General features: G+C 71.7%; 14 protein-coding genes. 5 read left to right on the forward strand and 9 right to left on the reverse strand.

Annotated elements, in window-relative coordinates; genetic code table 11:
- Positions 1-102: 102 nt before the first annotated feature.
- The gene (locus KV097_RS06550) at positions 103-303 is read right to left on the reverse strand and encodes a hypothetical protein (RefSeq protein ID WP_220341220.1); all 201 of its coding nucleotides are present in this window, start codon (positions 301-303) and stop codon (positions 103-105) included.
- Between the two features lie 229 nt (positions 304-532).
- Here KV097_RS06550 and KV097_RS06555 point away from each other — a divergent pair, with 229 nt between their 5' ends.
- Positions 533-2,065: a glycoside hydrolase family 3 N-terminal domain-containing protein gene (locus KV097_RS06555; protein WP_220365416.1), complete on the forward strand. Its 1,533-nt coding sequence runs from the start codon at positions 533-535 to the stop codon at positions 2,063-2,065.
- Positions 2,062-3,021, forward strand: coding sequence for an ROK family protein (locus KV097_RS06560; RefSeq protein WP_220341218.1), 960 nt, complete (start codon positions 2,062-2,064; stop codon positions 3,019-3,021). Before KV097_RS06555 ends, KV097_RS06560 begins: the two co-directional genes overlap by 4 nt.
- 21 nt (positions 3,022-3,042) lie before the next feature.
- On the opposite strand, the gene KV097_RS06565 is transcribed toward KV097_RS06560, so the two are convergent.
- Positions 3,043-4,116, reverse strand: a complete 1,074-nt coding sequence (locus tag KV097_RS06565) for an ABC transporter ATP-binding protein (protein ID WP_220341217.1) — start codon at positions 4,114-4,116, stop codon at positions 3,043-3,045.
- 184 nt (positions 4,117-4,300) lie between these two features.
- Here KV097_RS06565 and KV097_RS06570 point away from each other — a divergent pair, with 184 nt between their 5' ends.
- Positions 4,301-4,792, forward strand: coding sequence for a PH domain-containing protein (locus KV097_RS06570; RefSeq protein ID WP_220341216.1), 492 nt, complete (start codon positions 4,301-4,303; stop codon positions 4,790-4,792).
- Complete coding sequence (locus tag KV097_RS06575; protein WP_220341215.1) at positions 4,776-6,206, forward strand: PH domain-containing protein; 1,431 nt, start codon at positions 4,776-4,778, stop codon at positions 6,204-6,206. Before KV097_RS06570 ends, KV097_RS06575 begins: the two co-directional genes overlap by 17 nt.
- A gap of 102 nt (positions 6,207-6,308) precedes the next feature.
- On the opposite strand, the gene KV097_RS19700 is transcribed toward KV097_RS06575, so the two are convergent.
- The 7 genes from KV097_RS19700 to KV097_RS06610 all read right to left on the reverse strand — a co-directional run bounded on the left by KV097_RS19700 (position 6,309) and on the right by KV097_RS06610 (position 13,270).
- Complete coding sequence (locus KV097_RS19700) at positions 6,309-7,226, reverse strand: DUF559 domain-containing protein (protein ID WP_220365417.1); 918 nt, start codon at positions 7,224-7,226, stop codon at positions 6,309-6,311.
- A gap of 141 nt (positions 7,227-7,367) precedes the next feature.
- The gene (gene dusB / locus KV097_RS06585) at positions 7,368-8,510 is read right to left on the reverse strand and encodes a tRNA dihydrouridine synthase DusB (RefSeq protein WP_220341213.1); all 1,143 of its coding nucleotides are present in this window, start codon (positions 8,508-8,510) and stop codon (positions 7,368-7,370) included.
- 70 nt (positions 8,511-8,580) lie between these two features.
- Positions 8,581-9,792, reverse strand: coding sequence for a pyridoxal phosphate-dependent aminotransferase (locus tag KV097_RS06590; protein ID WP_220341212.1), 1,212 nt, complete (start codon positions 9,790-9,792; stop codon positions 8,581-8,583).
- Between the two features lie 22 nt (positions 9,793-9,814).
- Positions 9,815-10,417 (reverse strand): hypothetical protein, encoded by a 603-nt coding sequence (locus KV097_RS06595; RefSeq protein ID WP_220365418.1) that lies wholly within the window; start codon positions 10,415-10,417, stop codon positions 9,815-9,817.
- A complete protein-coding gene (locus KV097_RS06600; RefSeq protein ID WP_220341210.1) occupies positions 10,414-11,802 on the reverse strand; it encodes a glycine--tRNA ligase in 1,389 nt (462 codons plus the stop codon). Before KV097_RS06600 ends, KV097_RS06595 begins: the two co-directional genes overlap by 4 nt.
- 123 nt (positions 11,803-11,925) lie before the next feature.
- A complete protein-coding gene (locus tag KV097_RS06605) occupies positions 11,926-12,915 on the reverse strand; it encodes an aldo/keto reductase (RefSeq protein ID WP_220365419.1) in 990 nt (329 codons plus the stop codon).
- A 25-nt stretch (positions 12,916-12,940) separates the two neighbouring features.
- The gene (locus KV097_RS06610; protein WP_220365420.1) at positions 12,941-13,270 is read right to left on the reverse strand and encodes an antibiotic biosynthesis monooxygenase family protein; all 330 of its coding nucleotides are present in this window, start codon (positions 13,268-13,270) and stop codon (positions 12,941-12,943) included.
- Positions 13,271-13,315: 45 nt separating this feature from the next.
- On the opposite strand from KV097_RS06610, the gene KV097_RS06615 reads away from it, so the two are divergent.
- Entirely contained in the window at positions 13,316-13,579 is a 264-nt protein-coding gene (locus KV097_RS06615) for a hypothetical protein (protein WP_220365421.1), read from the forward strand.
- Positions 13,580-13,620 lie beyond the last annotated feature (41 nt).

Below are 13,620 nucleotides of genomic sequence, written 5' to 3' on the forward strand. Positions count from 1 at the left end.
GAAGGATGCCGCTCTCAGGGTAGGCGACCGACACCGGTCGCCCGTCGCGCCACGCCCGGGGCAGCGCCACGCCCCCGTCGGACCCAGAGGGGACCCGACGGGTCAGGAGCCGGCGGTCTCCAGCAGGTCGGCAGTCGACAGACGCACCTGGTCGAGGTCGGTCGAGGCGCTCAGCTCGTCGTTCTCGTGCTTGAGCCGGACCACCTCCGCCTCGAGATCGGCGATGCGTCGGCGAAGCTGGGTTTCGCGGACCTGCTGGTGGACGCTCGGCGTCGCCACGTAGCCGAGGAGAGCCTTGGCCATCGGATTCCTTCTCATCGGGACTGATGGGCGGGGCGACGCCGCATCCGGAAGGTCGAGCCGGCCTGTCGAGTGACCCTTGACCGGCGAGCCGTCGTGGGACGGACGACGCCGTCTCCTAGTGTCCCACCCGGGTCCCATTCGGGTCAATCCGGCTCCGCCGTCCACCGCTCGGGCCTGGGGCGCTTGACCGGCGGCGGCCCGTCCGATGGACTGACCGGGTGAGCGAGGGATGATCGCCGACGCCTCCGTACGCCGAGCCGCGCACCGGACCGTCCTCGGCGCGTTCGAGGGGACCTCGGTGCCCGGATGGTTGGCCGGCCTGGCCGACGACGGGCTCGGCGGGATCTGCCTCTACGGCAACAACCTCGCCGCCGACCCCCTCGAGGTCGCGAGCCTCGGCCGGGCGCTGGCCGCCGCGTGTCCCTCGCTGGTGCTGGCCGTCGACGAAGAGGGCGGTGACGTCACCCGGTTGCACTACGCCGACAGCAGCCCGTACCCGGGCAACGCCGTGCTCGGTCGCGCCGACGACCTGAGGACCACCGGCGCCGTCGCTCGCGCGATCGGCGCGGAGCTCAAGGCGGCCGGGATCTCGCTCGACCTCGCGCCGGACGCCGACGTCAACTCCAACCCGCGCAACCCGGTGATCGGGACCCGCAGCTTCGGCGCCGATCCCGCCCTCGTCGCCCGCCACACCGCGGCGTGGGTGCGTGGGCTCCAGAGCCAGGGTGTCGCCGCGTGCGTGAAGCACTTCCCGGGCCACGGCGACACCTCCACCGACTCCCACCTGGCGCTCCCCCGTGTCGACGCGGACCTCTCCACTCTCCTGAGGCGCGAGCTCGTCCCCTTCGTGGCGGCGAGCGCGGCCGGCGCCGCGACGATCATGACCTCTCACATCGTGCTGCCCGCGCTCGACCCCGAGCGTCCGGCGACGCTGAGCCCGAGGATCCTCACCGGGCTCCTCCGCGGCGAGCTCGGGTTCAGCGGCGTCATCATCACCGATGCCCTCGACATGGCGGGCGCGAGCGCCATGATCGGTGTCCCGGCGGCCGCCGTGGCGTCCCTCGCCGCGGGGGCCGACCTGCTGTGCATCGGGCCCTCGCTGCGTGGACGCGGGCGGGACGAGGTGCGCGACGTCGTCGACGCCGTCGTCGCCGCCGTCGGGGACGGGACGCTTCCCGTCGAGCGGTTGCACGACGCCGCCGCGCGGGTGGACGCGCTGAGCGCCGCTTATGCGACAGGCGCGAGGCCGGCCGACCCGACGCTGGTCGAGAGCGGGCGAGCCGCCGGGCGGCGCGCCGCCGTGGCGGTCGTCGGCGAGGTGGGGACCGTCGGCGACGGGCCACCCCTCGTCGTCCGCCTCGAGACCGGCGCCAACATGGCCGTCGGGGATGCGGCGTGGGGAGATCTCGGCGTCACCGGCGCCTCCGTCGTCTCGGTCGTCGACGGCCACCCCTCGGCGACCGACCTGCGGGGACACGACGGTCCGCTCGTGGTCGTCGCCCGCGCTGCCGCCTCTCATGCCGACAGCTGGGCGTGGCTCCGTACTCTCGTCGACGCGCGCCCCGACGCCGTCGTGGTGGAGCTGGGCTGGCCCGCGCCCGAGATCGACGCCCTCCCCCGCGTCGTACGAGGGTGGGGGGGCTCTCTGCCCCCGTCCCGGGCCGTCGGCGAGGCGATCGACCGCGCACGGCGGGCGACGGCACCCGCACCCGCACCCGCACCCGCACCCGCACCCGACGGTCCCCACCGAGAGGAACGATGATCGCCACCACCATCGGGTTGGACATCGGCGGGACCAAGGTCCATGGCATCGCCGCCGACCAAGCCCGTCCCGACGAGGTGCTGGCGGAGGCCCGCCTCCCCACGGCACCGGGCCCGGCCGGGGTCGTCGCCACCGCGCTGGAGGTGGTCGGGCGGCTGGTCGAGAGGCTGCCGAGCGGGACGACGCTCGTCGCGGCGGGCGTCGGGATCCCCGGTGCGGTCGACGCGGCCGGTGTGCTGACCAACGCCGTCAACCTCGACGTCCACCACCCGCTCGATCTCCGGGGCGTGCTCAGCCAGGCCCTGTCGATCCCGGTGACCGTCAACAACGACGTGAACGCGGCCGCGTCCGGCGCCGCCACCTGGCTCCGCTCGCGCGGCGAGCCCCAGGACCTCGCGCTGCTGTCTGTCGGGACCGGCCTCGCCGCGGGCCTCGTCCTCGGCGGGCGGCTCCGGCACGGCGCGTCGGGGCTCGCGGGTGAGGTCGGGCACCTCACCGTCGTCGAGGACGGGCCCCTCTGCACGTGCGGGCAGCGTGGATGCCTCGAGCTCTACGCCTCGGGTCGCGGACTCGCACGCCAGTGGCCGTACGACGGTCCCTCCCCCCAGCCGGTCGCGATGTTCGACGCCGCCGACGCCGGGGACGAGCGGGCGATCGCCGTCCGTGAGTCGTTCGTGGGTCGGCTCGTGGAAGCGGTCCGCATCGTGACCCTTGCGGTGGACCCGGCACGCGTGGTGCTGACGGGTGGCGTGATGCGGCTCGGCGACCGCGTGACCAAACCGTTGTTCGCGCGGATGGACGCCGACGCGACCGCCTCGGCGTTCGTGTCGAGCATGCGGCTGCGGGAGCGGACGCTCGCGCTGCCCGTCGACTATCCGGCCGCCGCGCTCGGGGCCGCCGCCCTCGGGTCAGCCGCCCTCGCGAGCGAGGGCCGGCGTGCGGGCGGGACGCCGTGACGCCGGCGCCCCGCCCGTCGCTCAGCCGAGACGCAGGCCGGTCGCCTTCGAGAAGACGTGGACGCGCTCAGGGTCGACCGTGAGGTGGACGACGTCGCCGATGGCCGGCGGCGTACGCCAGTTGACCCGGGAGACGAGGAGCTGGTCCTTGTCATCGTGCTTGGTGTGGCCGTAGGCGAACGCGTCCGAGCCGAGCTCCTCGACGACGTCGACGACGGTCGCGATCCCCTGCTCACCGAGCGCCATGTCCTCCGGGCGGACGCCCAGCGTGACCGTGGCGGCGTCGGCGTGCGCGAGCACCTCGCGCGTCACCGGCACGACGGTGTCGCCGACCTTGACTCCTCCCTCGGTGACCTCCACCTCGAAGAGGTTCATCGCCGGAGAGCCGAGGAAGCCCGCGACGAAGACGTTGTTGGGCGCGTCGTACGTCGCACGGGGGGTGTCGATCTGCTGGAGGACACCGTCCTTCATGACCGCGACCCGGTCGCCGAGCGTCATCGCCTCGACCTGGTCGTGCGTCACGTAGACCGTGGTGGTGCCGAGACGGCGCTGCAGCTGCGCGATCTGTGCGCGGGTCTGGACGCGCAGCTTGGCGTCGAGGTTCGACAGCGGCTCGTCCATGAGGAACACCTGCGGCGACCGTACGATCGCGCGACCCATGGCGACGCGCTGGCGCTGGCCGCCCGAGAGCGCCTTCGGCTTGCGGTCGAGGTACTCGGTCAGTCCCAGCATGTCAGCAGCCTCGGCGACACGTGACTTGATCTCGCTCTTGGACTTGCCGGCGATCTTGAGCGCGAAGCCCATGTTCTCGGCGACCGACATGTGCGGATAGAGCGCGTAGTTCTGGAAGACCATCGCGATGTCGCGGGACTTGGGCGGGAGGTCCGTGACCTCGCGGGTCCCGATGAGGATCCGGCCGGCGTCGACGTCCTCCAGTCCCGCGAGCATCCGCAGGGAGGTGGACTTGCCGCAGCCTGAGGGCCCGACGAGGACGAGGAGCTCGCCGTCGTTGACCTCGAGCTCGAGCTTGTCGACGGCGGGCCGCTCCTGGCCCGGGAAGACGCGCGTCGCCTTCTCGAAGGTGACAGATGCCATGACTGATACATCCCTTCAGCGGCAGGAACGTGCCGCACGATCCGAGTGAAGTGGAGACGACCCGGGACGGGCCTGCGGCTCATTGTTGCCCAGGACGACTTATCCGTCTACGGGGTGCGGTGATCCGAGGTCCGCGACGCCGGACCGGCGGGGTTCTGCCGACGGCCCCCGATAGGGTCGGAGCGTGGATCCGCTCTTCGCACCACCCGCCGAGACGTGGCACCCCGTCTCGGTCAAGCTGCGCACGCTGCACCGCCTCGTCCTGGTGCTGTGGACGGTGGTTCCCGCGGTCGTGGTCTGTGTCGCCCTCGCGCTCCTGCTCCAGTGGTGGTGGCCGGTCGCCGCCGTGGCGGGCGTCGCGGTCGCCGTTCTCGTCTGGGGCTGGTTCTGGGCGGCCCGCAACCAGGCGGCGTGGGGCTTCGCCGAGAACGCCGAGGACCTGTGGATCCGCCACGGAGTCGCGTGGCGCAAGATCGTCGCGGTCCCGTACGGCCGTGTCCAGTACGTCGACGTCACGGCCGGTCCGTTGGAGCGCTCGCTCGGGATCGCCAAGGTCTCGCTGCACACCGCGAGCTCCCACACCTCGGCCGTGATCCCCGGGATCCCCTCCGACGAGGCCGCCCGACTCCGCGACCGGCTGACCGAGCTCCGGAAGACCCGTGGCTCCGGGATCTGAGCACCCGGCGCTCCCCCCGCAGGAGGCGCTTCCCGCGGTCGGACAGCGGACGCACCCGGCGAGCGCGCTGGTGCGGGTGTGGCTGTGGGTCGCGGCCGGTCTCGTCGGATTCGGACGCGACGTCCTCGAGGGCGGGCCGGAGCGCAGCCTGCTGTCGGCACTGTGGATCGGGCTCGCCATCGTGGCCGCCGCCGCGGTCCTCGGGATCGCGTTCGGCTACCTGTCGTGGCGGTTCACGCGCTACTTCATCGACGGGCGCGAGGTCCGGGTGGAGAGCGGCGTCCTCACACGACGCTCGCGGCGCGCGCCGTACGAGCGGATCCAGTCCGTCGACGTGGCCGAGCCGTTCGCCGCCCGGATCTTCGGGCTGTGCGAGCTCAGGATCGAGCTGGCGGGTGGCGACGACTCACGTGTCTCGCTCCAGTACCTCCGGCGCGGCGAGGCCGACCGGCTGCGCGCGATGCTCCTGCAACGGGCGTATGAGGCAGGCTCGCAGGCCCTGCGGGAAACCGCGGCGGTCCCCGCGCCGGCCGCGCCCGGTGTCGCAGGCTCGGACGGGGCCGGCACTGCCCCGCCGGGTCCGCCACCGGTGCCATCTCTCGATCTCTCCCCGCCGATCCTCGTCGTACCCCCGACCCGACTCGTGGTGGCGACCGTCCTGTCAGCGGAGTTCCTGACCCCCGCGGTGTTCTTGACGGCACTCGTGGTCGGCGGAGTCGTGTTCCCCGGCCTGATCGTCTTCGGTGTGGTCCCCCTGCTGCTGTGGGCGGGCCAGGTGATCATGTCGCGCGTGATCGCTCAGTGGGGCTTCACGCTGCGGCGCGCTCCCACCGGGCTCCATGTCACGCGCGGGTTGCTCTCGCGGATCTCGCAGACAATCCCGTACGACCGGGTGCAGGCGGTCGTCTCCCGCCAGGCGGCGCTGTGGCGGCCGCTGCACCTCCACCGCGCCGAGGTCACCGTCGCCGGCGCCTCGCGCGACTCCGACGACTCGGGGAGCGCGACCCTCGTCCCGGCGGCGACGCCGGAGGAGGTGCGGCGTGTCCTTGCCGAGCTGTTCGCCGACGTCGATCCGTCGGCGGTGCCGAAGGTGCGGGCGCCGCGTCGGTCGTGGCTGCTCGCGCCCGTGGGCTGGCGATTCCGTGCGGCGGGGTCGGACGGGCACGCCTTCGTCGCCGAGCAGGGGTGGGTGACCCACCGGACCGACGTCGTCCCGCACGCGAAGACGCAGTCCGTGACCCTCTCGCAGGGGCCGCTGCAGCGTCTGCGGGGTGTCGCGGACGTCGCCGTCCACACGCCCGACGGGCCTGTCGCGGCACGCGGCCGCTCCCTCGATGCGGCTGATGCGCGTGCCCTCGCGACCACTCAGCTGGTTCTCGCACGTCGGGCCCGCGAGGCCCTCGGCGAAGCCTGACGCGCCGTCGCTCAGCCGCCCGTCCGCGTTTCGTCGATTTGCGGTCGGTTCTGTGCGCCCAGACCGACCGCAAATCGACGAAATGCGGACGCGGACGCGGGGTCACCCGAACCAGCGGAGCCACATCGCATTGAGGTGGGGGCGCGGCCCGTCGTACCCGCGGTCGCGCAAAGCGCCGTACACCCTCCAGACGACGCGCTCCATCGTGGGCAGGTCGTCGGCGAGCACGACGATGACGGTCCAGCCGAGGCGTTCCAGCCGCTCGCGCCGGGTCCGGTCGTACGCCCGTTGCTCCGGCGAGCGTTCGTGCCACACACCGTCGTACTCGACGACGACGTGCCACCGCGCGTACACCAGATCGCAGCGTGCGACGAAACCACCGGCACCGTCGGTGATGTCGCGGTTGCACTCCGGCTCGGGCAGACGGGCGAAGACGAGGGCGAGGCGGACGAGGCTCTCCATCGGCGACTCGACTCGCTCCCGGACCAGCGTGAAAGCTCGCCGGGCACGGACCACGCCGTGGAGGTGACAGCCGTCGAGGTACGACCGGAGACCGGCGAGCGTGGTGTGGCCGGCGTGGAGCAGGTGGTCCGCGGCCTGGACCAGCTCGACGAGCGACAGCACGGTCGCGCAGTCGACGTAGGTCCGATCCGGTCCCGTGCACGCGATGCGGTCACGGACGTACGCGTGCAGGCGCCCGCGACGCCGGTGCAGACGGATCTCGTCGCGGACCACGGCACGGGTGGTGTTCGTCGAGAAGTGCAACGGAAGGGGCGACCGGAGCGCCAGGCCCCACAGCCGGAGTGCGGTGAGGTGGCTCGCGAGCGCGTCCTCGGGCATCACCAGGAGGCCTGCTCGCACCCACAGCACCCACGTCATGGCCAGGTCGGCGCGCACGTGCACCCCACGGAAGAGCGCTCGGAACCGACGGCCACGCAGGCCGCGCGCGGACAGTCCGTGGCGCGCTGCCTCCGTGCTCGTGAAAGGACGGTCGTACAAGGGGGCGGGTATGGGCTTCACCCGGTCACGGTGGTTCCCGTCGGCCACCTTGGGGCGCAGGCCGAGCCCACCTGTGGACACCGTTCGCGTTTCGTCGACTTGTGGACGGTCTGCGGCGCAGAAAGCGACCGGAAGTCGACAAAACGGGGACGGGGTCCGCGCTCAGCCGCCGGAGGTTGCGTCCTCGGCGGCGGCGTCGATGTGGGTGACCTCGCGCGAGGTCAGCCAGCCGTCGGGCAGGGCGACCCGCTTCGGGCTCCCCTGCCGCCCGCGCGGCTTGCCGAGCTCGGCGACCGGGTACGGCTCGTCGTGGTCGAGGTCGGCGAGCAGCGCGTCGAGGGCTCCCAGCGAGCTGATCGTCGCGAGCGCGTGGCGCATCTCGCCCCCAGCCCGGAAGCCCTTGAGGTACCACGCGATGTGCTTGCGGAACTCGATGCACCCGCGCTCCTCGCCCATGTCGGCCGAGAGCAGCTCGGCGTGCCGCCGCATCCACCCCGCGACCTCTCCGAGCGACGGCATGGCCGTGTCCTGCTCGCCGGCGAACGCCGCCGCGAGATCGCGGAACAGCCACGGGCGCCCGAGGCAGCCACGCCCCACCACGACGCCGTCGGCGCCGGTCTGCTCCACCATCGCGAGCGCGTCGGAGGCCTCCCAGATGTCACCGTTGCCCAGCACCGGGATGTCGACGGCCTGCTTGAGCGTGGCGATCGACTCCCAGTCGGCACGGCCGGAGTAGTGCTGGGCCGCCGTACGGCCGTGCAGCGCGATCGCGGCGCACCCGGCCTCCTGGGCGATGCGTCCGGCGTCGAGGTAGGTCAGGTGGTCCTCGTCGATGCCCTTGCGGGTCTTCATCGTCACCGGCACGCCGTACGGTCGCGCGGCACGGACGGCCGCGGTCAGGATCTCGCCGAGCAAGGTCGACTTCCACGGCAGAGCGGCACCGCCACCCTTGCGGGTCACCTTGGGGACAGGACAGCCGAAGTTGAGGTCGACGTGCGCGACGCCGTACTCGTCGCAGAGGATCTGCACCGCGCGGCCGATATAGACGGGGTCGATGCCGTACAGCTGGACCGAGCGCACCGACTCCGCCGCGGCGAAGCTCAGCATCCGCAGGCTGATCGGGTCGCGCTCGACGATCCCGCGCGAGGTGATCATCTCGCAGACGTAGAGACCCGCGCCCTGCTCCGCGCACAGCTGCCGGAAGGCGGCGTTGGTCACGCCGGCCATCGGGGCGAGCACGACCGGTGTCGCGACCTCGAGGTCGCCGAGGCGCAGCGACGGGCGTACGGGAGCGGTCGTGGGCATGACGTCCATTCTCCCAGGCGCGGTCAACCGACCCGAGCGGCCAGGCACCGCCGGGCGTCGTGGGGCGTCCTCAGGACGCGTAGGTCTCCAGGAAGCGCGCGATCCGGCCGACGGCGTCCTCGAGGTCCTCGAGCCGAGGCAGCGTGACGATCCGGAAGTGGTCCGGCGTCGGCCAGTTGAACCCGGTCCCCTGGACCACGAGCAGCTTCTGCTCCCGGAGCAGCTCGTAGGCGAACTTCTCGTCGTCGGCGATCGGATACATCTGCGGGTCCAGCCGCGGGAACATGTAGAGCGCACCCCTCGGCTTGACGCAGCTGACGCCGGGGATCGCGGTGAGCAGCTCGTACGCCCGGTTGCGCTGCTCGAGGAGCCGTCCGCCCGGCAGCAGCAGCGCGTTGATCGACTGCCGACCCCCGAGCGCGGTCGCGATCGCGTACTGGGACGGCACGTTGGGGCACAGCCGCATGTTGGCCAGCATGTTGAGGCCCTCGATGTAGCTGCGCGCATGGTGCTTCGGGCCGGTGATCATCATCCAGCCGCTGCGGAAGCCGGCGACGCGGTACGCCTTGGAGAGGCCGTTGAAGGTGACGCAGACGATGTCGTCGGCCACCGACGCCATCAAGGTGTGCTCGGCGTCGTCGTACAGGATCTTGTCGTAGATCTCGTCGGCGTACACGATCAGCTCGTTCTCGCGCGCCACCTGCGCGATCTCCTCCAGCACCTGCGGTGCATAGACGGCACCGGTCGGGTTGTTGGGGTTGATCACCACGACGGCTTTGGTGCGGTCGGTGACCTTGGAGCGCAGGTCGTCGAGGTCTGGGTTCCAGTCCGAGGCCTCGTCGCACCGGTAGTGCACCGCGGTCCCGCCGGCGAGGCTGACCGCGGCGGTCCACAGCGGATAGTCCGGCATCGGCACGAGCACCTCGTCGCCGTCGTCGAGCAGCGCCTGCATCGCCATCACGATGAGCTCGGACACGCCGTTGCCGATGTAGACGTCCTCGACGTCGACGTCGCAGACGCGCTCCTCGTAGTGCTGCACGATCGCCCGACGCGCGGGCATCAAGCCCTTGGAGTCGCTGTATCCCTGGGCCTGGTGCAGGTTGGCGATGATGTCGACGAGGATCTCGTCGGGTGCCTCGAACCCGAACGGCGCGGGGTTGCCGATGTTGAGCTTGAGGATGCGGTGGCCCTCGTCCTCGAGGCGCCTGGCCTCCTCGAGAACCGGTCCTCTGATGTCGTAGAGGACGTCGGCCAGCTTCGTGGACTGCATCACCTCGCGCATGGGCCAAGCATGCCAGCGTGCCTCAGCCGACGGGCCAGGAGACCGGGCTGGCGAGATCGGACGTCCGTACCTGCACCGACTGCAGCGTCGCACCCTTCGGTACGAGCAGCACGAAGCAGCCCTTCCACGTCGCGCCCGGCTCGAAGGCCTTCGGCAGCGCACCCCCCGCACACCGCTTGTACGGCTCGCCCGCGAACGTCGTCGGGGGGAAGTAGGCCGGTGTCGAGTCGAAGCCGTACACGGGGACCGCGGCGCCACCGAGCGGGTCAGGACCGTCGTTGCGCACCTGGACACCGACGTAGTACGGGGTGGAGGTCGCCGACACCGGGTCGAGCACGTAGCCCGCAAGGTCGGCGATCTTCCCCGGCTTCACCGACGAGACGGTCACCGTGATCGCGCTCGCCGCCTCGCCGACGGGATAGCCGACCGTGGCGGGCTTGCCCAGCGCGACCTCCGCCCCGGCCTCGGTCAGCTCCACTCCGTCGGGGAGCTCCACCGCGGACGACGGCTCCGGCGTGGCGTCGGCCGACCCCTCGTCGTCGCCGCCGCTGCACCCTGCGAGGACCAGCCCCACGGCGACGGCCAGGGCGACCAGGCCGCCGCCCCGGGCCGTACGTCGTGTCATGCGCCGATCAGCCGCGCCGCGAGGTACGCGGGGACCTGGTCGAGCGCGACGCGCTCCTGCGTCATCGTGTCGCGCTCGCGGATGGTCACCGCGTTGTCGTCCAGGGTGTCGAAGTCGACGGTGATGCAGAACGGCGTGCCGATCTCGTCCTGGCGGCGGTAGCGGCGGCCGATCGCGCCGGCGTCGTCGAACTCGACGTTCCAGCTCTGTCGCAGCTCCGCGGCGAGATCGCGGGCGGCGGGGCTCAGCCGCTCGTTGCGCGAGAGCGGCAGCACCGCGGCCTTGACCGGCGCGAGGCGCGGGTCGAGCGCGAGCACGGTGCGCTTGTCGACACCGCCCTTGGCGTTGGGCGCCTCGTCCTCGCGGTAGGCGTCGACGAGGAACGCCATCATCGACCGGTTCACGCCCGCTGCGGGCTCGATGACGTACGGCGTCCAGCGCTCACCGAGCTCCTGGTCGAAGTAGGAGAGGTCGTTGCCCGAGTGCTTGGAGTGGGTGCCGAGGTCGAAGTCGGTGCGGTTGGCGACACCCTCGAGCTCGCCCCACTCCGAGCCGGCGAAGCGGAAGCGGTACTCGATGTCGACGGTGCGCTTGGAGTAGTGCGACAGCTTCTCGGCCGGGTGCTCGTAGAGCCGGAGGTTGTCGGCGGCCACACCGAGGTCGGTGTACCAGCGCATGCGCTCGTCGATCCAGTACTGGTGCCACTCCTCGTCGGTGCCGGGCTTGACGAAGAACTCCATCTCCATCTGCTCGAACTCGCGGGTGCGGAAGATGAAGTTGCCGGGCGTGATCTCGTTGCGGAACGACTTGCCGAGCTGGGCGATGCCGAACGGCGGCTTCTTGCGGGCCGCGGCCATCACGAGCGCGAAGTTGACGAAGATGCCCTGAGCCGTCTCGGGACGCAGGTAGTGCATGCCCTCCTCGGAGTCGACCGGACCCAGGAAGGTCTTGAGCAGACCGGAGAACTGGCGCGGCTCGGTCCACTGACCACGGGTGCCGCAGTGGGGGCACACGACCTCGGCCATCGGCACGTCGTCAGGGTTCTCGATGCCCTTCTTGGCCGCGTACGCCTCCTGGAGGTGATCCTCACGGAACCGCTTGTGGCAGTGCTGGCACTCGATCAGCGGGTCGGTGAAGACGTCGACGTGGCCCGACGCCTCCCAGACCGGGCGCGGCAGGATCACGGACGAGTCGAGGCCGACGACGTCGTCGCGGCGCTGGACCATCGCCCGCCACCACTGGCGCTTGATGTTCTCCTTGAGCTCGACGCCGAGCGGACCGTAGTCCCAGGCGGAGCGCGTGCCTCCGTAGATCTCGCCGCTGGGGAACACGAAGCCCCGGCGCTTGGAGAGGCTGACGACGTTGTCGATCACAGAGGCAGGCACAGGTGTGCTCCGTTTCCGGCTGGGTGTCGGCGGGCATGGGCGGTGCGCCGTGGCGGACCGCGCCCGAGTTGGCCGCTCCAGGCTACTCCCTCGCCGCTGACGGACGAGGGGCGCCTCCGAGCCCTACTCGCGTCCCGCGGAGACCCAGGTGGGGTCCGCGGAGCGGTCGCCGACCACGGCGGACGAGACGTCGTCCAGCATGGCCAGCGAGGCGGCGTCGAGGCGCACGGACACGGCACCGACGTTCTCGTCGACGCGCGTGGCCCGGCGTGTGCCCGGGATGGGCACGACGGGCAGTCCAAGGCGTCGCCCGTGCTCGTACAGCCAGGCGAGCGCCACCTGCGCCGGTGTCGCGCCCACCTCGTCGGCGACCCGGCGGACGGTCTGGACCACGACCTGGTTGGCGTCGAGCGCCTCCGCCCCGAACCGGGGGAAGGTGTGCCGCATGTCGCCGTCGGGCAGGACGTCGACCGAGCCCGCGAGGAACCCGCGTCCGAGCGGCGAGTACGGGACGAAGCCGACGCCCAGCTCGATCGCCGCGGGGACGACGTGACGCTCGACGTCGCGGCTCCAGATCGACCACTCACTCTGCACGGCCGCGACCGGGTGCACGGCGTGGGCACGACGCAGCTCGTCGGCGGTCACCTCGGAGAGTCCGAGGTGACGCACCTTCCCCTCGTGCACGAGCTCTGCCATCGCGCCGACGGTCTCCTCGATCGGGACGTCGGGATCGAGGCGGTGCAGGTAGTAGAGGTCCACGACGTCGGTGCCGAGCCGCGTCAAGGAGGCCTCCAGGCACTCACGGACGTACGGCGCGTCGCCCCGGGCGACGCGCTCGCCGGTGGTGATGTCGCCCGACACGCCGAACTTCGTCGCGAGCTGCACCTCGTCGCGGCGGTCGGCGAGGAGCCGGCCGATCAGCTCCTCGTTGGTCCCGTCGCCGTAGACGTTGGCGGTGTCGACGAAGGTGACGCCGAGGTCCACGGCGTGGGCGAGGGTCGCGAGCGCGGTGTCGGGGTCCGTCCCGCCGTACACCGCGGTCAGCGCCATCCCGCCGAATCCCTGCGCGCTGACCCGCAGTCCGTCACCCAGCTCGATGCTCATGAGGCTCATGCCTGTCGCCAAGGCGTCGCGCTGCTCACCTATTCCCGAGCGGCGGCGTGGCGTCACCGGCCACGTCGGCGATGTCGTCGTACGCGTCGGTGTAGGCCGCGGGCTCCTCGAGGGCCAACGCGTAGGGGGCGGCGGTGGCGACCTTCACGTCGTAGGCCGACAGCGCTCGACGGTAGGCCCCGACACCCTCCCAGCGCGTGGTGAGCGTCCACAGCGTCGCGTCGTCGAGGTTGCGCCCGACGAAGGCGTCGACGAGGCCGGGGCGGGCACGAAACGCCTCGACGACGGCGCGCAGATCGTCGGCGAAGACGTCGGCGCGTGCGGAGGGGACGCGGAACCGTGTGATGACCAGCACGCGCGCAGCGTATCCAGCGCCTCACCCGTACGGCAGGATGACGCCATGAGCGACCTGTTCGAACGGCTCCAGAGCTCCCGGGGCGCACGCGTCGCCGTCCCCGTCGCGGGGGCCGCGCTCCTCGTGGTCGGGCTGGCGGCAGACCCGTGGATCGGGGTCCCGGCCCTGCTGCTCCTCATCGTCTTCGTCGGGTGGATGGCGTTCCGGTCCCCCGCTCAGGACAGCGGACTCGCTCGCCTGAGGATGCTGGTCCTCGGCATCCTGGTCGCGCTCACGGTGGGCCGCTTCGTGACGGTGATGCTCGGGTGAGACGAGGCCTGCAGCAGAATCCGTTTTGAGAATGGTTCCCA

It is taken from the genome of Mumia sp. zg.B17, assembly GCF_019550915.1.
Taxonomy (GTDB): Bacteria; Actinomycetota; Actinomycetes; order Propionibacteriales; family Nocardioidaceae; genus Mumia.